This window comes from Haemophilus sp. THUN1691 (assembly GCF_059704425.1).
Window position 1 is genome coordinate 572,694 of sequence record NZ_AP046578.1, and the last position, 18,749, is coordinate 591,442.

Here is an 18,749-nt window from a genome sequence, read left to right on the forward strand (position 1 = left end):
AGAGGAAGATTAACGTCTTGGGAGGTAACGTGCTGGATCCACTGATTTGCCTTTGTAGCGAATTTCAAAGTGGAGTTTCACAGTATTTGTACCAGAGCTACCCATTTTTGCGATTTCTTGACCAGCTTTGACTTCTTGTTGATCGGTTACAAGAATTTTGTCGTTATGCGCATAAGCACTTAAGAAATCATCATTATGTTTGATGATGATTAAATTACCGTAACCACGTAAAGCATTGCCAGCATACACGACGCGACCTGATGCAGCCGCTTTAACAGCTTGTCCACGAGAACCACTAATATCAATCCCTTTATTTCCGCCATCAGTATTGGAGAAACCTTGAATGATATTACCTGAAGTCGGCCATTGCCATGCAACATTTGATGCGATTGGCGCAACAACATTGGCATTAATCGGTGTATTGGTGTTCTCTACTGGTGTTGTTGGTACTGATGGTGTTGTCGCAGGGATAACAGGAGTTGTCGCGACTGGTACCATTGCTGGTGCGCCATTTGCTACACCTGCGCCAGATTTAATTGGGCCAATGATTGTGCCATCAGATCCCATTTGCGTACCATTTGCACCTGGCGTATAGGTGATAGCAGGTTCTGCTGGCGCTGTCGGTGCAGCTGCAGTAGTTGTTGCTGTTGCTGCTGGAGGTTGTTTTACTGGAACCGTTGTTGTCACTGTTTTTGTACCACAATTAGAGATTTTTAAAGTTTGTCCTAGGCTCAAACTATAAGGCTCAGTCATGTTGTTCAATGCTGCTAATTCTTTTACATCAATCCCCGCCAAGTAAGCGATTAAGAACATCGTATCGCCTTTGTTTACTTTATAGGTATTGCCTTTGTAAGAGCCTTTTTCAATTTGGCTATAATCTGGTGCATTGGTATTTGGGTTGCGTGGAACATTAATATGTTGCGAACCTACGCAATCAGAAACCGTTTTAGTGATTGTTTTTGTTTGCACAGCTGGAGCTGGAGCTGGTGTTGGCGCTGCTGGCATGGCAGGCTGTTGATAGGTTGGTTGGAAATTTGGCTGTGGCGTTTGCACGCCTGTTGGTACACCACCCATCGCTGGTACTGTGTTTTTTTGAATTTCAGGTTGCCAAGAACCGCCCGTGCTCTCGCCATTTACAGGTTGCATAATACCAGGTGAAAGCGTGTTATCTGCATTGGTAATTGGCGCAGGAGAATTAGAGGTACAAGCCGATAATACAACAAGACTCAAAGGGAGTAAGAGAAACGATTTTTTCATAGTAATTCCTTATTGTTCCTTTATTATTTCGTTTGTGCTGGCATTGTATTTTTTTGAATTTCTGGCATAAAGCTACCGCCAGCAACAGCGCCGGTACCTTCTACTGGTTGCATGATGCCGTTTGGCAACGCATCTGGATCTTTAACTGGTTCTGATGTACATCCAACTAATACGAATCCAGCCATTAAAATAAGACCTAATTTATTCATTTTTTATCCTAGTTTTTCAATATAAAGTAAGCAATGACAGCCAGCACAACGACTGACCAACCTATAATTTCAATAGATTTTCGCAATTTTGCTGCGAATTTTTCACCGCCCCATGCGGCTAATTTTGCCACCAGCAAGAAACGCGCTAAACGTGAAACAAATGCGGTGATGGCAAAAGGGAAAAATGCCATTTGCATTACCCCAGAGCAGAGAGTAAACACCTTGTAAGGAATTGGGCTAAAACCTGCCACAAATACAACTAATACGCCCCATTGCTCAAACCAATTTATGGCTTTTTCCCAATGAGCACCATACCCCCATTGTTGTACAATGTTTTCCACCCAGTCCGTTGCATAATAACCAATTGCGTAACCGATAACCCCACCGATGACAGAAGCAATTGCCGTATAAAATGCAAATTTTACCGCACTTTTTGGCTTTGACATTGACATTGGGATCAATATTACATCAGGTGGAATAGGAAAAAATATCGCCTCGATAAAACTAACAAAAGAGAGCCAAAAAGTCGCAAAGCGATGCGTTGACCATTGCATAGTTTTATCGTACATCGTACCGAAAATTTTCATATTTCTTCTCTATTTGGTAAAACGCGCCATTATTCCTGCTCTAACCAATCTTGTAAAGCCGAAAGTGAATGATGTGCAGTAAGATCAGCCTGAATTGGCGTGATAGACACATAACCATTTTTCACCGCATGGAAATCTGTTCCCTTGCTTTCATCTTCGGGTAATGCTGAAGGGCCAATCCAATAAATGGTTTCATCACGAGGATCTCTTTGTTTAATGACTTCTGCAGACGAAGCACGGTAACCCAAGCGACATACCTTGTAACCCTTTAATTCTTCAAAAGGCAAATCCGGCACATTGATATTAATAATTTCACGAGGATTTAATAATTGATGATGTAATTTTGGAATGAGATCACACACCACTCGCGCTGCTGTTTCATAATGTTGACGACCATCTAACGAAACTGCAATAGCAGGTAACCCTAAATGGCGACCTTCAAGGGCTGCGGCTAATGTGCCAGAATAAATCGTATCATCGCCCATATTGCAACCTGCATTAATGCCCGATACCACTAAATCCACTTGGCCAGATAAAAATCCATTTAACGCTAAATGTACACAATCTGCTGGTGTACCATTCACACAATAATCGCCACTGTCTAAATGACGTGGGCGCAGTGGCTCCACTAATGTGAGTGAACTTGATGCTGCACTTCGATTACGATCGGGTGCAACAACAATGACTTCTGCAATTTTTTTTAATTCTGTTGCTAAAACTTGAATGCCTTCCGCGTGAAAACCGTCATCATTACTGACTAAAATTCGCATTGTACTTCCTTATGCTTCTGTATAATTTACTAACTCACGAACCAATGCCGTGGCATAACTGCCTGCTGGTAAATAAAATTTCAAACGCAAGCCTTCTGGCTCAAATGCCCAAGAAAACGCTTTTACTTTCATTAATAATGGACGACGTGCGGCCTTCATTCTCTCTTGTTTCATTAAAGGATCGAAAACTGAATGTTGATTTACGATTTCATTTTCAATATCGCTTGCGGCCAACACATCTTCGCCAATTAAAGGGGCGGTGAGTAAAATATCTTGATTTTCTAACCGCACTTGCAAGGCATTTAAGTCTTCTTTTTCGTCCGCTTTGAACCAACTGTGCGAACCGGCTAATTGCACAATATCGTTTGGTAAAACTTGATTTGTTGCACCCTTTGCAATACGCGCAGCCACAACGAGATTAAAAATCTCACTGCGCGCGGCAGAAAGATAAAAACTGCGTTTTTTTCGATCTTTTACCTTGATTTCCCCTTGAGCCCAACGCAATGCTTGCGTGAGGTTATGGCCATCTCGACCAAAACGTTGTTCCGTAAAATAATTGGGGAAACCAAAATTTGCCACAAAATCTAACCGCGCTTTAAGCTCATCAGATTCTTCTGCACCGCGTAATAAAATATCGAAATAATTTCCCTCAAGGCTACCCGTGCGAATTTTTCGGTTGTGTCGAGTAACCGTTAAAATCTCTACGCCATCTAATTCAAATTGACTGAAATCGGGCGTTTCCATTCCTGGCATTTGTAAACAAAACCATTGTTCTGTCACCGCTCGACGATCTTTCAACCCCGCATATCCCATATTGCGTTCAGAAACACCTGCAAATTTAGCTAATTTTTCGCCAACAAATAAGGTGTTGCAATCTGTTTTGCGTACATACAACGCAACAAACTCACCTTCGTTTGACATTTCATAGCCTAAATGCTCTCTTACAATAAAATCCGCACATTCAGCCTTTAAAAGTGCGGTGGTTTTTGGCGGAGTTTTTAATGCCAAATAAGGGAGTTGTTCGAGCATGATTAAGGGTTCTTTTTTATAGAAAATAATTGCGCGAAATTTTATGCGACTTTTGGTGATTTATCCACTAAAATAACCGCACTTTTGTTCTTGTTGAAGGATTTTATTATGTCAAAATTGGCTGAATTACAAGCAGAAACCCGTGAAATTATCACTGATTTACTTAACGATGGTAGTGACCCGGATGCGCTTTATATTATTGAGCATCATATTGCTCATCACGATTTTGATTTGTTAGAAAAAATCGCCGTAGATGCGTTTAAAGCCGGTTATGAAGTTTCCGAAGCGGAAGAATTTGAAGATGATGATGGCAACCCCATCTTCTGTTTTGACATTATCAGTGAAGTAGAATTAAAAGCGGAAATTATTGATGCGCAACAAAAAGAAATCCTTCCGTTATTAGAAAAACATAAAGGCATTTATGATGGCTGGGGCACCTATTTTGAAGATCCGAATGCCGATGACGATGAATACGGTGACGATGGGGAATTTTTTGATGATGAGGATGTCGAAGAGCCTCGTGTGCATTAATTCGTAAAGCCTTGCGCGCGGAATAATTTTCGCTACAATGGTACGACTTTTTTTAACCGATTTTTTATAAGGAAAACATAATGAAAGTAGCAAAAAATGTAGTGGTGAGCATTGCTTACCAAGTTCGCACACAAGATGGCGTATTGGTAGATGAAGCTCCAGCGAATCAACCACTAGAATATTTACAAGGCCACAATAATTTAGTGATCGGTCTTGAAAAAGCGCTTGAAGGCAAAGAAGTAGGCGACAAATTTGAAGTGCGTGTACAACCTGAAGAAGGTTACGGTGCGTACAGCGAAAATATGGTTCAACGTGTACCAAAAGATGTATTCCAAGGTGTTGATGAGCTTGAAGTCGGCATGCGTTTCTTAGCGGATACTGACATTGGTCCAGTTCCAGTGGTAATTACTGAAATCGATGGCGATGAAGTTGTCGTTGATGGAAATCACATGTTAGCGGGGCAAGAATTACACTTCACCGTTGAAGTTGTCGCAGCGCGTGAAGCAACGTTAGAAGAAATTGCACACGGCCACGTTCACGGTGCGCATAGCCACCACCACGATGATGACGAAGAAGGTCACGGTTGTGGCTGTGGCAGTCATCACCACCATCACGACCATGATCACGAGCACAGCGGATGCTGCGGCGGTGGTCACGGGCACGGACATGGTCACGGCAGCTGTGGCTGCGGCGGTCATTAATTAAAAACAGCCGAAAACATTACCGTACTTTAGTAATGAAGTGCGGTATTTTTTTATGAAAAAACCGACAAAATGCGCTGAAAATATTGGATCCTAACGAACTTCTCGGTAGACTATAGCGCAATTTACTTAAAAAATTTTAGCCCCTTAAAATGAAGAAAAAATCGCTAAAACTCACCGCACTTTTTTTAGCATTAAGTTGCTTTCCCGCATTTGCTGAACAAACCGTTGATATTGAAGTTCAAGGCATCCGTGGTTTCCGTGCTGTTCGTAATACGGATCTCAATGTTCATCTGATTAACAAAGAAGAAATGGATGGGTCTGAACGCTATCAACATTTAGTCACTCAAGCTGTGGATCGTGGTTTGCGTGTGTTTGGTTATTATGAATCTTCCGTGCGTTTTGAACGAAAACAGCGTCAAGGCAAACGTGATTTATTGATTGCTCATGTTACACCTGGCGAGCCAACAAAAATTGCGGGCACTGATGTGCAAATTGAAGGGGAAGCCGCACAAGATGAAAATTTTGATGCGTTACGTAAAAACTTGCCGAAAGAAGGTGTTTTGGTTGAACACCAAACTTACGATGATTACAAAACAGCGATCTCACGTTTAGCATTAAATCGTGGATATTTTGATGGGGAATTTAAAATTTCACGTTTAGAAATTAGCCCAGAAACCCATCAAGCATGGTGGCGAATGTTATTTGATAGTGGCGTTCGTTATCATTATGGCAATATTACTTTTAGCCATTCACAAATTCGTGATGATTACTTAAATAATATTCTTAACATCAAACCTGGTGATCCGTATTTAATGAATAACTTATCGGATTTAACCAGCGATTTTTCATCTTCAAATTGGTTTAGCTCAGTATTAGTTCAACCTAATGTTAATCATAAAAGCAAAACTGTAGATGTGGAGATTATTCTTTATCCACGTAAAAAAAATGCGATGGAACTAGGCGTAGGCTTTGCAACTGATGGTGGCGTGCACACTCAAATTGGTTGGACAAAACCGTGGATTAATAGCCGTGGACATAGTTTCCGTACCAATCTTTATCTCTCAGCACCAAAACAAACTTTAGAGGCAACTTATCGAATGCCACTGCTAAAAAATCCGTTAAATTACTACTACGATTTTTCTGTTGGTTGGGAAGGTGAAAAAAAGAATGATACCAATACGAGAGCGCTTACGTTGTCCGCGTTACGTTATTGGAATAACGCGCATGGCTGGCAATATTTTGGCGGACTTCGTGCGCGATACGACAGTTTTACACAAGCCGATATAACCGATAAAACATTCCTCCTTTATCCAACAGTCGGATTTACTCGCACCCGATTACGTGGCGGTTCTTTTGCAACTTGGGGCGACGTACAAAAAATTACTTTTGATGTGGGTAACAAAGTTTGGTTATCGGAAGCGTCTTTCGTAAAAGTGCAAGCCTCTAGCGCATGGATTCGTACTTATGCGGAAAATCACCGTATCGTTGCTCGTGCAGAAGTTGGGTATTTACATACAAAGGATATTGAAAAAATTCCGCCCGCACTTCGTTTCTTTGCTGGTGGCGATCGCAGTGTGCGCGGTTACGGCTATAAAAAAATTGCGCCTAAAAATAAAAACGGAAAATTGGTTGGTGGCTCACGATTACTTGCGGGTTCTTTAGAATATCAATATCAAGTTTATCCGAATTGGTGGGCGGCGACCTTCGCAGATAGTGGATTAGCAGCCAATGATTACACAACTAAAGAATTACGTTATGGCGCAGGCGTTGGTGTCCGTTGGGCATCACCAGTGGGCGCAATTAAATTTGATATAGCTACCCCGATTCGTGATAAAGATAACAGCAAAAATATTCAATTTTACATCGGGCTTGGTACAGAAATTTAAGGTGAATTTATGACAGAACAACTACAACCATCAGAAACTTCACCAAAATCACCTGAGCAGTCTAATAAAAAACACTGGGTACGCAAGGCGGTTTGTATCGGAAGTGCGGTCATTTTGGTGCCTGTTTTAGGTGTTGCTGGGGCACTTTCTTTCGATGCGGGGCAAAGAGGTTTAATTCAACTTGCCGATAAAATGCTCGATAGTTTTTTCGTTGAGCAAATTGAAGGCGGATTACAAAATGGCTTAGTGCTGAATAATGTTCGTTATCAAACCGCTGGGATTGATACTCATATTGCACAAGCACGTTTACAGCTTGATTTCGGTTGTTTGCTTTCACGTGAGGTTTGTTTACGTGATTTCACTTTAAATAAACCAACGATTGCGATTAATACAGCATCACTGCCTCCATCAACGCCTGATGATTCAAAGTCTGGCCCGATGAAACGCATTTCCTTGCCAATTGGTATTAATGCAGAAAATTTGGTAGTGCAAGATTTATCTGTAAATGTTGATCAGACTAATCTTACTCTCAGTCATTTTAAAAGTGCGGTAAGTTTAAATAATGAAAAAGGCTTAACTCTTGCGCCGACTGAAATTAACGATATTTCAGTTATTTCAAAAAAATTGCCTGAAGTTAAATCAGAGCCGCAAGCAGAACAACCGAATAAGCCTGTAGATTGGGATGCGATTGAGCAATCTTTAACACCTGCTTTTTTAGGCAATGTATCAGAAATAATTCTTCCTTTTGATTTACACATCCCCGCGATTAAAAGCAAAAACTGGCATTATCAAGCGGTGAATGAAAAAGGTGAAACACTTCAATCTATTGAAATCCCAAGCCTGATTGCACAGGCGGATACTGTCGATAACCAACTGCAATTACAAAAATTAGCGGTAGAAAGCTCGTTGGGTAATCTTTATTCACAGGGTAAATTACAACTTGATGGCGATATGCCACTAGATTTAACTTTAAAATCCCATTTGAAACCGTTGAAATCTGCTGGAAAAGAAATTCTGCCAGAGAGCGATGTGGATCTTACGCTTTCGGGATCATTGAAAAAATCCACCGTACTTTCTTTAAAAACAAAAGGCGTATTAGATGCTGAACTGAATGGCGAAGTGCAATTAGCACAAGACAAAATGCCCTTAAACCTCACATTAAATGTGGCAAAAGGACAATACGCTTTTGTAAACACAATGGCACCACTCAAAATTAATGATGTGACACTTAAGCTCACGGGGGATTTACTGAATTATCATGCTGAACTTAAGGGTGGCGTAGATGGAATGGATTATATTCCCGCATCTAAAGTGGACCTTAATGCCGACGGCAAACTTTATGAAGTAACTGTCAATAAATTGGGAATAGCTTCGTTAGACGGTAAAAGTGAATTTGTAGGGGCTGTAAGTTGGAAAGAGGGAGCAAACTGGGATGTACAAGCCGATTTAGAAAAAATGAATATCGGTTTTTATGTACCTGTAATGCCTGCAACACTATCTGGCAAATTGCATTCGCGTGGTTTTGCAGGCTCTCAAGGCTGGCAAGTGGAAGTGCCAGTAGCCGATTTAAATGGGACGCTGTCTTCAAAACCCATCAGTTTAAAAGGCTCTGCAACACTTAATCAAAATGTACTTCTAACAGTACCTGATTTTCAGGTGAGATATGGTGAAAATCATCTTAACGCAAGAGGTGTATTAGATGACCATTCTGATTTTGTATTAGATATTGATGCACCGAATTTGCGTGGTTTATGGTCTGATTTAAGCGGCAATGTGAAAGGGCATGTGGCTATTTCTGGTCAGTTCACCAGTCCAAATCTTGATCTTGACTTAACCTCGTCTAATTTACACTTGCAAGGTTTCCAATTATCTAAAGCGAGCGCGAAAGGGAGTATCAAAAGCGATCCTTTAGCTAAAGGACAATTCAATATTAAGGCAGAGCAACTTCATTATGGTGAAAGTGTTAAACTCCGTTTACTTGATCTCGCCTTATCTGGCGATGAACAAAATCATCTGTTAACGCTTAAATCCCAAGGTGAGCCTGTTGCTGCAAATTTACAAATTAACGGTCATTTTGACCGCACTTTGGAGCAGTGGAAAGGCACACTTTCCCAAGCAAAATTCGATACACCTATTGGTGATGTAAAATCTAACCAAGCTATTACGGTGTCTTACGATCACAAACAAACACAAGCCAATATTGCTTCACATTGCTGGCAAAACACAGATGTAGAATTATGTTTCCCCCAATCATTCAATGTAGGCAAGCAAGGGAATATTCCTTTCCAATTTAAACGTGTTAATTTGGATTTAGTGAATAAACTTATCGAACAAGATAGCCTCAAAGGCAATTTACAAGCGCAAGGTAATGTCGCTTGGTTTACGGATAAACCATTCCAATTTACAGCCAAAGTAGATGGCAATCACTTAGCTTTCTCTCAAAAATTGGATTACCGTACGTTTAAATTGGATATTCCAAAATTAACCCTTAACGCCGACATTCAAAATAACAATTTGGTTTTAAAAACAGACATCAATGTGCATAACCAAGGCAGGATTGTAGGTGATATTCATTTAAATGATCTGGCTAAAAATCGTCAACTTGGCGGAACTCTTGCAATAGAAAGATTAAGCCTGTCTATCGCAAATCAGCTACTTACTAGCGGTGAATCAGTAAATGGTGAGGTAGTCTCGAAGTTGAGTTTTGGCGGGAATTTAGAGAAACCATTATTAAATGGAAACTTCAATATTCGCAATATTCGTACCAAATTAAAATCTATGCCAGTCAATATTACTGATGGTGATATTGCCGTACATTTCCACGGTAATAATTCCACCTTACAGGGAAAAATTGAAACTATCGATAGTCGTTTGAATTTAACCGGCCGAGCAAACTGGGCTAATATTGAACATTGGACAACAGAATTAAATGCTCAGGCAAATAATTTCAACGTGGATATTCCTTCTATGGCGAAACTACGTTTCAGTCCAAATATCACAGTAAAAGCGAATCCTAAAGAATTGAATTTAAGCGGAACGGTGGATATTCCTTGGGCGCGAATTAGAATTGATAGCTTACCAGATACTGCTGAGCCAGTGAGCGAAGATGAAGTTATTTTAAATGGCCCTCATAAGAGCAAAGAAGAACTGATTAAACGTGAATTTGCTGCAAAAACAAAATCAGGCATGGATATTCGTTCTGACTTACGCATCAATATTGGTAAAGACGTCAGCCTTGATGCCTATGGTTTGAAAACCAATCTTGATGGTTTACTTTCCGTCAAACAAGATAAGGGTAATTTAGGTTTATTTGGTCAAATCAATTTAACCAAAGGTCGCTATGCTTCTTTCGGGCAAGATTTACTCATTCGTAAAGGGCTTATTAGCTTTTCTGGTCAAGCGACACAACCTACATTGAATATTGAGGCTATTCGTAATCCTGAAGCAATGGAAGACAGCAAAATTACTGCTGGAGTGAGAGTGATTGGCATAGCTGATAGCCCAGAAGTCACTATTTTCAGTGAACCAAGCAAACCACAAGATCAAGCACTTTCTTATTTATTAACAGGCCGTTCGTTAGAAAGTAGCGGTGAAGCTGGCTCCAGTGGTTCGATTGGCGCAGCATTGATTGGCTTAGGCATTTCAAAGAGCGGTAAATTAGTGGGAAGTATTGGCGAGGCTTTTGGTATCCAAGATTTAAACCTTGGCACATCGGGTGTGGGTGATAAATCCAAAGTGACCGTTAGCGGAAATCTCACCAACCGCTTACAAATAAAATATGGTGTAGGCTTGTTTGATGGCTTGGCAGAAGTAACCTTACGTTACCGCTTAATGCCACAACTTTATTTTCAATCCGTTTCTAGTACAAACCAGGTGTTTGACTTACTTTATCAATTTGAATTTTAGGAATTTTATGAATCACCCTATTTTAGAACCCCAGCACCGCAGCGATGTACGTGAAATCGCGGCGATTGATCTCGGGTCAAACAGCTTCCACATGATTGTGGCGCGTATTGTGAACGGCTCAATCCAAGTACTTTCTCGCTTAAAACAAAAAGTGAAACTCGCGGAGGGCTTAGATGAAAATGCAATGCTTAATCAAGAGGCCATCACGCGTGGTGTAAATTGCTTAGCCTTATTTGCCGAACGTTTACAAGGATTTCCTGTTGAAAATGTCAATGTGGTTGGTACTTATACGTTACGAAGAGCGGTGAATAATGACGAATTTTTACGTCAAGCAGCCAAAGTTTTTCCCTATCCCATTAATATTATTAGTGGACAAACTGAAGCTAAAACTATCTACGCAGGCGTATGCCACACGCAACCAGAAAAAGGCCGTAAGCTCGTTGTGGATATTGGTGGTGGCTCGACAGAAATGATCATCGGTGATGATTTCACGCCACTTGTGGCTGAAAGCCGCCACATGGGGTGTGTGAGTTTTGCGACTCAATTTTTTACCGATGGCGTCATTTCCCCAGAAAACTTTCAACGAGCGCGCCAAAGTGCGGTAAATAAAATCGAAGATTTAGGCTTTGAATATCGCAAATTAGGTTGGCAATCTGTGCTCGGATCATCGGGGACGATTAAAACTGTAGCGCAAGTCATTGCGACTAATCTTGATCCAAATGGAACCATTACAGCCGAGCGATTACATGCTTTAATTGAGCAAACGCTACAAGCTAAACATTTTACCGAGCTAAATATTAACGGTTTAAACCAAGACCGCGTGGATGTTTTTGTTCCCGGTTTAGCCATTTTAAGTGCGGTGTTTGAAGTTTTTCATATTCAACAAATGCGCTATTCTGACGGCGCATTGCGCGAAGGCATCATTTATAGCCTAGAGAAAAACTTCCAAGTTGCAGATATTCGAGCACGCACAGCTTGGGGATTAAGCAAACAATTCAATATTGATCAAACCCAGGCTCACCGCGTTGCGGATAGTGCTAATTTACTCAGTGCACAATATAAAGATTGGCAATCGACAGAATGTATTGAAGAAATGCGCGAAATCCTGCTTTGGGCAGCTCGCTTGCATGAAGTAGGCATTGTGATTAATCACAAAGGTTTACAAAAACATTCGGCGTATATCTTACAAAATATGGAATTACCTGGGTTTGATCGTGAACAGCAACGTTTGCTTACCGCGTTAGTGCGTTGGCATATTGGCACGCTTAAACCTGCTGAATTTTTTAAATTTGCACGTTATAGCGAGCAAGATGTGATGGCTTTAATGCGATTGCTTCGTCTTGCAGTTATTCTCAATAAATCCCGTCAAGCAACAGAAACAGCAAAAAATTTTACCCTTGAAACGCACCGCACTTTGAATGATTGGACATTGAATTTTGAAAGCGGATACTTAGACCGTAACCCATTAATTTGGAATGAACTGCGAGCTGAAAGTAATCTTCTGAAAGAGTTTGAAAGCAGTTTAATCTTTTATTAAGCTTCTTTCTGCTTAATGTTTATGAGCAAAAAATTTAGGGCAAGCTAAATACCTGCCCTATTTTTATAATTTAACGGTCTGAAATAACGCTTTTATTTCATCCAATGATAATAATCTAAATGAGCCATTTTCTAATCCACTAATAGATAATGAGCTCATGCTCACTCTCACTAATCGTAAGGTGGGGAAACCAATATGCGCAGTCATTCTTCTCACTTGGCGGTTGCGCCCTTCACTAATCTTAATTTCTAACCAGCTTGTGGGAATATTTTTCCGTTCTCGGATAGGTGGATTACGTTCCCATAAATTGGGCTCTGAAATTAACCGCACTTGAGCGGGTTTTGTCATGCCATCTTTGAGTTCTACACCTTTTCTGAGTTGTGCTAAATCGGTTTCTTCAGGAATACCTTCTACTTGCACCCAATAGGTTTTTTCTGTTTTAAATTTGGGATCTGCCAAACGATGTTGTAATTCGCCATTATTAGTTAAAATCAGTAATCCTTCACTGTCTCTATCTAATCGACCTGCTGCATAAACATTTGGAATTAAGATAAAATCTTTTAAGGTGGTGCGTCCTTCTTCGTCGGTAAATTGCGTGAGCACATCAAAAGGTTTATTGAATAACACAACTTTGGTTTCATCCAATGACAGCGTTTTAGGTTTTGATTTTGGCTTAAAAGTGCGGTGAAAATTAATCGCACTTTTTCCTTTAGACGGCAATTTTCCTGCCGAAAAATTCTTCTTCATTGAATTAGATTTCTATTTTGAAAGATTTGCAACATCATAACAAAACTTAAGCATGTAGTAATGATGATTACTTTAGTAAATTAAAAAACGAAAAAGGCTAAGCCAGTAAAAACTGAGCTTAGCCCCCAACTAAATTTTTTAGAATCGATATTTAAATCGATTTTTTTAATGGGAAATTATTTACCATCCCAAGCTTGTACTGCATCTAAACGAGCTTTGATTTTGCCTTGTGTATCTTTTTTGAAATACCCGTTAGCTAAGCCGCCTTCCCAGCCACCGTAGTTTGCGTTAGGTAACATAATGAAAGTTTTACCAAATTTGCCTTGGTTTTGATCAACGAATGCACGACGGTCTGCGTTTAATTTGCCATATACGGTATCACCGAAGTCATCTAAGTTATCGCCTACATAAAGTACGATTTCATAGCCTTGTTTTTCAATTTCTGCAAAACGAGCCGCTTTAGCTGATTTGTCTTTTTTCAAATAAAATGCAGATTCTTCCACGCCATTGAAACCTAAGCGTTTCATATCATCGATAGTGCCTGCTTTTTCAGAGCTATCTTTGCGGTTTGTTACGTAGAACATTTTACCTTTGTGGCTGTTTACGTAATTGTTAAATTCTACCGCACCCGGAATGGCACGAGATTGACGCGCGTCTACCCAACGAGTCCAATCTTTACCATCGAATGGTTTGTTATTTTGAACTTGCCAGCCAGCATAAGGGCTGTTATCTAACATGGTTTCATCTAAATCAACCACAACCGCTTTTTTCTTACCTTTTGCCACTTTTGCGTGATCAAATGCTACTTTTGCCGCATTGTAGGCTTGATAAGCTAATGCTTTATATTCACCGGAATCTTGCATCCAGTTTAAGCCAAGAACAGCTTGTTGCTGTAATTGCATATTTGCGTGTTCTTCTGACTTCATTTTGTGTGCGCCACAGCCAGATAAAACAAGAGCAGAAAGTGCTGCAAGTGCGGTCATTTTTAACGTTGTTTTCATGTTATATTCCTTTTAACTTTAGGGTTAGTAAAAACGGAGAGAGTATAGCAAGCCTTTTTTATTTTTTGGGGTGTTTTCTTAGTAATTCTATTAAATTTGTGATGTACGTCACATTTTAACGCGAGATTTAGGTGTAAAACTTACCGCACTTTCTTTTTTATCCTATCGCCTTTCCCCCCTTTTCACGGTAAACTAACCGCAATTTTATTCATCACCAACATTTTTATGCGACTTTTTATTCTCATTCTTTTTGCCGTATTAGCTTTGTTTCAATATGACTTATGGTTTGGCCGTAATGGTTTCTTCGATTACCGCGACACTGCCGCAAAGATTGTAGAAAACCAAGCGGAAAATGAAAAACTGTCTCAGCGCAATCAGCGTATTAATGCGGAGATTCAAGGACTAACCAAAGGCTTTGAGTCCATTGAAGAACGTGCACGAATGCAACATGGCATGGTGAAAGAAAACGAAGTGTTTTATCACATTGTGAAAGAGAATAAATAATGGCTCGTTCAATTATTGCGGTATTGCCAGCAGCTGGCGTGGGCTCGCGAATGCAAGCAGATAAACCGAAACAATATTTAACGCTACTTGGCAAAACACTGCTCGAACACACACTTGATGTTATGCTTTCTCATCCTGCCGTCTCTAAAATTATTTTGGCGGTGAGCAAAGATGATCCTTATATTGCTAAGCTATCACTCCCTAGTAAAATTCAGTTAGTAGAAGGTGGCGCTACACGAGCTGAATCCGTATTAAATGGTTTAAACGCAATTGAGGAAAAAAATGCGTGGGTGCTTGTTCATGATGCTGCTCGCCCTTGTTTGCAACACGCCGACATTGATAAATTGCTAGCCATTGAAGATGAACATGGTGCTATTTTGGCAATTCCAGCGACGGATACGATTAAACGAGCGGATAATCAGCAATGTATTGTGAAAACAGAAGATCGTCGTCAGCTTTGGCAAGCGATGACACCACAGTTTTTCCCAGTAGATATATTAAGAAATGTACTTTCCACAGGGATTCAACAAGGTGCGAATATAACGGATGAAGCATCGGCAATGGAACTCGCAGGATTTCAACCGCACTTGGTAGCTGGGCGTAGCGATAATTTAAAAGTGACTCGTCCTGAAGATTTAGCATTAGCAGAATTTTATTTAACAAGGAATAAATTATGATCAGAATTGGACACGGTTTTGATGTTCATGCATTTGGTGAAAATCGCCCATTAATTATTGGCGGCGTAGAAGTGCCTTATCATACTGGGTTTATTGCGCACTCAGATGGCGATGTGGCATTACATGCCTTAACCGATGCAATATTAGGAGCTGCCACTCTAGGTGATATTGGAAAGCTTTTCCCTGATACCGATATGCAATATAAAAATGCTGATAGTCGTGGGTTATTGCGTGAAGCATTTCGTCAAGTGCAAGAAAAGGGATATAAAATTGGTAATGTCGATGTCACTATCATTGCACAAACACCTAAAATGCGTCCACATATTGATGCCATGCGTGCCAAAATAGCTGAAGACCTACAATGCGATATTGAGCAAGTCAATGTGAAAGCAACGACTACCGAAAAATTAGGCTTTACAGGAAGACAAGAAGGAATTGCTTGTGAAGCCGTTGCTCTTTTAATCCAACAATAATTGTTTATTTGTAAAAGTGCGGTTAAATCTTTAAAAGAATTTCACCGCATTTTTATTTTTGTGATCTAGATCACAGTTTTAACCTAGGAAAAGGCATACCATATTCTTGTACAGTGAGTTTGTAGTTGATAACACAGACTATAAATGAAAAGATTTAGGCGCAAGAATGGATGTTTGTGCCATTTGGCGTTGCGCTGTGCACTTGCCTATTGGGTTTGGCGGGCTGTTGTCTGACATTCCCGACTGTCCCTAATCAGTGATAATGGCAGTGGGTGATAATTCACCTTTGTTATTAAAGTGGCCATTGGTGAGAGGAAACGTCCATTTATGGATGAGGGAGCAATGGAGGGCTTCAGTTCGCCTTTTTGCTCACCAACCTTGTTGTTAGGTGCTATGTTGTTAGTTGACGTTGACTAATGGAATATGTACGTTTAACGCATATATTCCATTAGTTAAGCTATTTAGCGTGCTTAATTTTCTAAAAGTCTTAAGAATCTTATTACTAAATCAACTGCCCTTATTTATACATTCAACCAAAACGTAACAGGGCCATCGTTTGTTAAACTTACTTGCATATCCGCTGCAAATTTCCCTGTTGAAACAGGTAATTTCTCACCGCACTTTTGGATAAAGTATTCATATAATTCATTAGCTAATGCTGGGGGCGCACCTTTTGAAAAGCTTGGACGCAAACCTTTTTGTGTATCCGCCGCTAATGTAAATTGAGAAACAATAAGTAATTCACCTTTTGCTTGTTGAACATTTAAGTTCATTTTGTCATTTTCATCACTGAAAATTCGATAATTAAGCACTTTTTCGGCCAGTTTATCCGCTTTTTCTTGGTTATCTTCTTTTTCTACACCAAGCAAAACCAGTAAACCTTTGCCAATTTGTCCTATTGTTTCACCGTTTACATCCACTTTCGCTTGGGTTACACGCTGGATTAAGGCAATCATTTTAATCCCTCAATAAAATTCGGTAACCATGCTTCGGCGTAGCCTTCTTGATCATCCACGTTTAGCACGTCAATTTTTAAAGTCTCGCAAATTTTTACCGCACTTTTTTCTTGAAGCACTTGCTCCACTTTGTCTGCTGCATAGCAAAAAGTATCATAATCAGAATTACCTAATCCAACGACGGCAAAACGAACATCTGAAAAATCGCTTTGATTTTTAGCTAATTCATCAAATAGAGGTTTTAAATTATCTGGCAACTCGCCCGCACCATGAGTTGAAGTCACAACAAGCCAAATTTTTTCATTTTCGATGTCGGATAGACTTGGTCCGTGAAAAAGAGCGGTAGAAAAACCTTGAGTTTCTAAAACATCGTTTAAATGTTCGGCAACATATTCTGCGCCACCTAAAGTACTGCCAGAGAGAATGCAAATGTGCATTTGATTATCCTGTATTTATTTTTATTCCCTAACACAGGGAAAAGTAAAAGAATATTTTTGAAATAATTAAAATAAAAAGGCTTAGATTTTCTAAGCCTTTTATTGCGATTAAACGTTATCGAATTTGCCAAGCAATGAACGAATATGTTCTTGCCAGTTGCGGTGTTCATTTTTCAGTTGTTCGTTTTCAGTTTGTAAACTTTCGATATTTCTGTGAGATTCTGCGTTTTTCTCTTTTAATTCTTCAACTTCTAATTGAAGTAATTGGATAGTTTCTACCGCTTGTTTAATTTTTTCTTCAAGCTGGTCTAAAATTTCTAAAGACATAATGATTTCCTTTTAAATATGGGTAAGTTTGAGAGTATTTTACCCAGTAAATTTTCCTTTTTAAAGCGTTGGAGAAAAAATTATTATGCAAACGATTACGCGATGATAAAATAACGGTATTTTGCCATGATCTAGAAAAGTAAGCAGAAGGAGAATAATGATGAATCGTGCATTGGCTATTGAATTTTCACGTGTGACTGAGGCAGCTGCGTTAGCGGCTCATATGTGGCTTGGTCGAGGGGATAAAAATGCAGCTGATGATGCAGCTGTGAAAGCCATGCGTTATATGCTGAACTTAATTCATATGGATGCTGAAATCGTTATTGGTGAAGGCGAAATTGATGAAGCACCAATGCTTTATATTGGTGAAAAAGTCGGTTCTGGCATGGGAGAATTGGTTTCTATCGCCGTTGATCCTATTGATGGCACGCGTATGACCGCAATGGGTCAGTCTAATGCTATTTCTGTCTTAGCTGCCGGCGGCAGAAATACCTTTTTAAAAGCACCAGATATGTATATGGAAAAATTGGTGGTTGGCCCCGATGTTAAAGGCATGATTGATTTAAATTTACCACTAGAACAAAATCTTCGCCGTGTCGCATCTAAGCTAGGAAAATCCCTTTCTGATCTCACCGTAATGGTATTGGCAAAACCACGCCATGATGCGGTAATTAAACAAATGCATAGCTTGGGCGTGAGAGTGATGGCGATCCCTGATGGTGATGTGGCAGGTTCCGTATTGTGCTGTTTGCCTGATGCCGAAGTCGATCTTCTTTACGGAATCGGTGGCGCACCAGAAGGTGTGGCAGCTGCAGCTGCAATTCGTGCATTAGGTGGCGATATGCAAGCTCGTTTACTTCCTCGTAACGAAGTAAAAGGTGATACGGAAGAAAATAAAAAAATTGCTGCGGATGAAATTCAGCGTTGTGAAGCATTAGGCGTAAAAATCAATGAAGTGTTAAAACTTGAAGATCTTGTGCGTGATGATAACCTAGTATTTACCGCAACAGGTATCACTAATGGCGATTTGCTTAAAGGTATCTCTCGAAAGGGCAATTTAGCCAGCACTGAAACAATTTTAATTCGTGGAAAATCTCGCACAATTCGTAAAATCCAATCCATCCATTATCTAGATCGTAAAGATTCTGAAATTTATAAGATTTTGAATATTTAGTTGGGACAAACAAAAGTGCGGTGAATTTTCACCGCAC

The 18,749-nt window shown here is 40.0% G+C and carries 19 protein-coding genes; 9 read left to right on the plus strand and 10 right to left on the minus strand.

Annotated elements, in window-relative coordinates; translation table 11 throughout:
- Positions 1 to 9: 9 nt before the first annotated feature.
- The 5 genes from nlpD to truD are packed head-to-tail and all read right to left on the minus strand — an operon-like array spanning position 10 to position 3,852.
- Positions 10 to 1,257, minus strand: a complete 1,248-nt coding sequence (gene nlpD, locus AC6H0J_RS02780; protein WP_005627134.1) for a murein hydrolase activator NlpD — start codon at positions 1,255 to 1,257, stop codon at positions 10 to 12.
- Between the two features lie 23 nt (positions 1,258 to 1,280).
- Positions 1,281 to 1,466, minus strand: a complete 186-nt coding sequence (locus AC6H0J_RS02785) for a hypothetical protein (protein ID WP_005627136.1) — start codon at positions 1,464 to 1,466, stop codon at positions 1,281 to 1,283.
- A gap of 8 nt (positions 1,467 to 1,474) precedes the next feature.
- Positions 1,475 to 2,053 carry a YqaA family protein gene (locus tag AC6H0J_RS02790; RefSeq protein WP_497512794.1) on the minus strand — a complete coding sequence of 193 codons (579 nt, stop codon included), beginning with the start codon at positions 2,051 to 2,053 and terminating at the stop codon, positions 1,475 to 1,477.
- A 29-nt stretch (positions 2,054 to 2,082) separates the two neighbouring features.
- Complete coding sequence (surE, locus tag AC6H0J_RS02795) at positions 2,083 to 2,823, minus strand: 5'/3'-nucleotidase SurE (RefSeq protein ID WP_118817374.1); 741 nt, start codon at positions 2,821 to 2,823, stop codon at positions 2,083 to 2,085.
- A 9-nt stretch (positions 2,824 to 2,832) separates the two neighbouring features.
- Positions 2,833 to 3,852: a tRNA pseudouridine(13) synthase TruD gene (gene truD / locus AC6H0J_RS02800; protein WP_118817373.1), complete on the minus strand. Its 1,020-nt coding sequence runs from the start codon at positions 3,850 to 3,852 to the stop codon at positions 2,833 to 2,835.
- Positions 3,853 to 3,960: 108 nt separating this feature from the next.
- On the opposite strand from truD, the gene rraB reads away from it, so the two are divergent.
- From rraB to ppx, 5 genes are all read left to right on the plus strand, one after another.
- On the plus strand, positions 3,961 to 4,383 hold the full coding sequence (gene rraB / locus AC6H0J_RS02805) for a ribonuclease E inhibitor RraB (RefSeq protein WP_005627144.1): 423 nt from the start codon (positions 3,961 to 3,963) through the stop codon (positions 4,381 to 4,383).
- A gap of 80 nt (positions 4,384 to 4,463) precedes the next feature.
- Positions 4,464 to 5,084: a peptidylprolyl isomerase gene (gene slyD / locus AC6H0J_RS02810; protein ID WP_005627146.1), complete on the plus strand. Its 621-nt coding sequence runs from the start codon at positions 4,464 to 4,466 to the stop codon at positions 5,082 to 5,084.
- Positions 5,085 to 5,236: 152 nt separating this feature from the next.
- Complete coding sequence (tamA, locus tag AC6H0J_RS02815; RefSeq protein ID WP_118817372.1) at positions 5,237 to 6,973, plus strand: autotransporter assembly complex protein TamA; 1,737 nt, start codon at positions 5,237 to 5,239, stop codon at positions 6,971 to 6,973.
- A 9-nt stretch (positions 6,974 to 6,982) separates the two neighbouring features.
- Positions 6,983 to 10,879 (plus strand): autotransporter assembly complex protein TamB, encoded by a 3,897-nt coding sequence (gene tamB, locus AC6H0J_RS02820; RefSeq protein WP_497512795.1) that lies wholly within the window; start codon positions 6,983 to 6,985, stop codon positions 10,877 to 10,879.
- A 7-nt stretch (positions 10,880 to 10,886) separates the two neighbouring features.
- Positions 10,887 to 12,416, plus strand: a complete 1,530-nt coding sequence (gene ppx, locus AC6H0J_RS02825; protein WP_497512796.1) for an exopolyphosphatase — start codon at positions 10,887 to 10,889, stop codon at positions 12,414 to 12,416.
- A 63-nt stretch (positions 12,417 to 12,479) separates the two neighbouring features.
- Here ppx and AC6H0J_RS02830 read toward each other — a convergent pair whose 3' ends face one another.
- Positions 12,480 to 13,163 carry an rRNA large subunit pseudouridine synthase E gene (locus tag AC6H0J_RS02830; RefSeq protein WP_497512797.1) on the minus strand — a complete coding sequence of 228 codons (684 nt, stop codon included), beginning with the start codon at positions 13,161 to 13,163 and terminating at the stop codon, positions 12,480 to 12,482.
- Positions 13,164 to 13,339: 176 nt separating this feature from the next.
- Positions 13,340 to 14,164 carry a lipoprotein e(P4) gene (hel, locus tag AC6H0J_RS02835; protein WP_114891358.1) on the minus strand — a complete coding sequence of 275 codons (825 nt, stop codon included), beginning with the start codon at positions 14,162 to 14,164 and terminating at the stop codon, positions 13,340 to 13,342.
- A 225-nt stretch (positions 14,165 to 14,389) separates the two neighbouring features.
- On the opposite strand from hel, the gene ftsB reads away from it, so the two are divergent.
- From ftsB to ispF, 3 genes are read left to right on the plus strand one after another with little or no spacing between them, the layout of a single operon-like run.
- The gene (ftsB, locus tag AC6H0J_RS02840) at positions 14,390 to 14,668 is read left to right on the plus strand and encodes a cell division protein FtsB (RefSeq protein ID WP_497512798.1); all 279 of its coding nucleotides are present in this window, start codon (positions 14,390 to 14,392) and stop codon (positions 14,666 to 14,668) included.
- Positions 14,668 to 15,345, plus strand: coding sequence for a 2-C-methyl-D-erythritol 4-phosphate cytidylyltransferase (ispD, locus tag AC6H0J_RS02845; protein WP_497512799.1), 678 nt, complete (start codon positions 14,668 to 14,670; stop codon positions 15,343 to 15,345). The genes ftsB and ispD overlap by 1 nt, the downstream gene beginning before the upstream one ends.
- On the plus strand, positions 15,342 to 15,818 hold the full coding sequence (gene ispF / locus AC6H0J_RS02850; protein WP_497512800.1) for a 2-C-methyl-D-erythritol 2,4-cyclodiphosphate synthase: 477 nt from the start codon (positions 15,342 to 15,344) through the stop codon (positions 15,816 to 15,818). The genes ispD and ispF overlap by 4 nt, the downstream gene beginning before the upstream one ends.
- Before the next feature lie 521 nt (positions 15,819 to 16,339).
- Here ispF and dtd read toward each other — a convergent pair.
- The 3 genes from dtd to AC6H0J_RS02865 form a co-directional block, all read right to left on the minus strand.
- Complete coding sequence (gene dtd, locus AC6H0J_RS02855; protein ID WP_497512802.1) at positions 16,340 to 16,774, minus strand: D-aminoacyl-tRNA deacylase; 435 nt, start codon at positions 16,772 to 16,774, stop codon at positions 16,340 to 16,342.
- Positions 16,771 to 17,211: an FMN-binding protein MioC gene (gene mioC / locus AC6H0J_RS02860; protein ID WP_497512803.1), complete on the minus strand. Its 441-nt coding sequence runs from the start codon at positions 17,209 to 17,211 to the stop codon at positions 16,771 to 16,773. Before mioC ends, dtd begins: the two co-directional genes overlap by 4 nt.
- A gap of 108 nt (positions 17,212 to 17,319) precedes the next feature.
- A complete protein-coding gene (locus tag AC6H0J_RS02865; protein WP_005627167.1) occupies positions 17,320 to 17,538 on the minus strand; it encodes a cell division protein ZapB in 219 nt (72 codons plus the stop codon).
- A 160-nt stretch (positions 17,539 to 17,698) separates the two neighbouring features.
- Here AC6H0J_RS02865 and glpX point away from each other — a divergent pair, with 160 nt between their 5' ends.
- Positions 17,699 to 18,712 carry a class II fructose-bisphosphatase gene (glpX, locus tag AC6H0J_RS02870; protein WP_118817364.1) on the plus strand — a complete coding sequence of 338 codons (1,014 nt, stop codon included), beginning with the start codon at positions 17,699 to 17,701 and terminating at the stop codon, positions 18,710 to 18,712.
- Positions 18,713 to 18,749 lie beyond the last annotated feature (37 nt).

What these genes read in the sequence shown, in the direction of transcription:
- nlpD (WP_005627134.1), bottom strand. Translation starts at nt 1,257, where the DNA reads ATGAAAAAATCGTTTCTCTTACTCCCTTTGAGTCTTGTTGTATTATCG.
- AC6H0J_RS02785 (WP_005627136.1), bottom strand. Translation starts at nt 1,466, where the DNA reads ATGAATAAATTAGGTCTTATTTTAATGGCTGGATTCGTATTAGTTGGA.
- AC6H0J_RS02790 (WP_497512794.1), bottom strand. Translation starts at nt 2,053, where the DNA reads ATGAAAATTTTCGGTACGATGTACGATAAAACTATGCAATGGTCAACG.
- surE (WP_118817374.1), bottom strand. Translation starts at nt 2,823, where the DNA reads ATGCGAATTTTAGTCAGTAATGATGACGGTTTTCACGCGGAAGGCATT.
- truD (WP_118817373.1), bottom strand. Translation starts at nt 3,852, where the DNA reads ATGCTCGAACAACTCCCTTATTTGGCATTAAAAACTCCGCCAAAAACC.
- rraB (WP_005627144.1), top strand. Translation starts at nt 3,961, where the DNA reads ATGTCAAAATTGGCTGAATTACAAGCAGAAACCCGTGAAATTATCACT.
- slyD (WP_005627146.1), top strand. Translation starts at nt 4,464, where the DNA reads ATGAAAGTAGCAAAAAATGTAGTGGTGAGCATTGCTTACCAAGTTCGC.
- tamA (WP_118817372.1), top strand. Translation starts at nt 5,237, where the DNA reads ATGAAGAAAAAATCGCTAAAACTCACCGCACTTTTTTTAGCATTAAGT.
- tamB (WP_497512795.1), top strand. Translation starts at nt 6,983, where the DNA reads ATGACAGAACAACTACAACCATCAGAAACTTCACCAAAATCACCTGAG.
- ppx (WP_497512796.1), top strand. Translation starts at nt 10,887, where the DNA reads ATGAATCACCCTATTTTAGAACCCCAGCACCGCAGCGATGTACGTGAA.
- AC6H0J_RS02830 (WP_497512797.1), bottom strand. Translation starts at nt 13,163, where the DNA reads ATGAAGAAGAATTTTTCGGCAGGAAAATTGCCGTCTAAAGGAAAAAGT.
- hel (WP_114891358.1), bottom strand. Translation starts at nt 14,164, where the DNA reads ATGAAAACAACGTTAAAAATGACCGCACTTGCAGCACTTTCTGCTCTT.
- ftsB (WP_497512798.1), top strand. Translation starts at nt 14,390, where the DNA reads ATGCGACTTTTTATTCTCATTCTTTTTGCCGTATTAGCTTTGTTTCAA.
- ispD (WP_497512799.1), top strand. Translation starts at nt 14,668, where the DNA reads ATGGCTCGTTCAATTATTGCGGTATTGCCAGCAGCTGGCGTGGGCTCG.
- ispF (WP_497512800.1), top strand. Translation starts at nt 15,342, where the DNA reads ATGATCAGAATTGGACACGGTTTTGATGTTCATGCATTTGGTGAAAAT.
- dtd (WP_497512802.1), bottom strand. Translation starts at nt 16,774, where the DNA reads ATGATTGCCTTAATCCAGCGTGTAACCCAAGCGAAAGTGGATGTAAAC.
- mioC (WP_497512803.1), bottom strand. Translation starts at nt 17,211, where the DNA reads ATGCACATTTGCATTCTCTCTGGCAGTACTTTAGGTGGCGCAGAATAT.
- AC6H0J_RS02865 (WP_005627167.1), bottom strand. Translation starts at nt 17,538, where the DNA reads ATGTCTTTAGAAATTTTAGACCAGCTTGAAGAAAAAATTAAACAAGCG.
- glpX (WP_118817364.1), top strand. Translation starts at nt 17,699, where the DNA reads ATGAATCGTGCATTGGCTATTGAATTTTCACGTGTGACTGAGGCAGCT.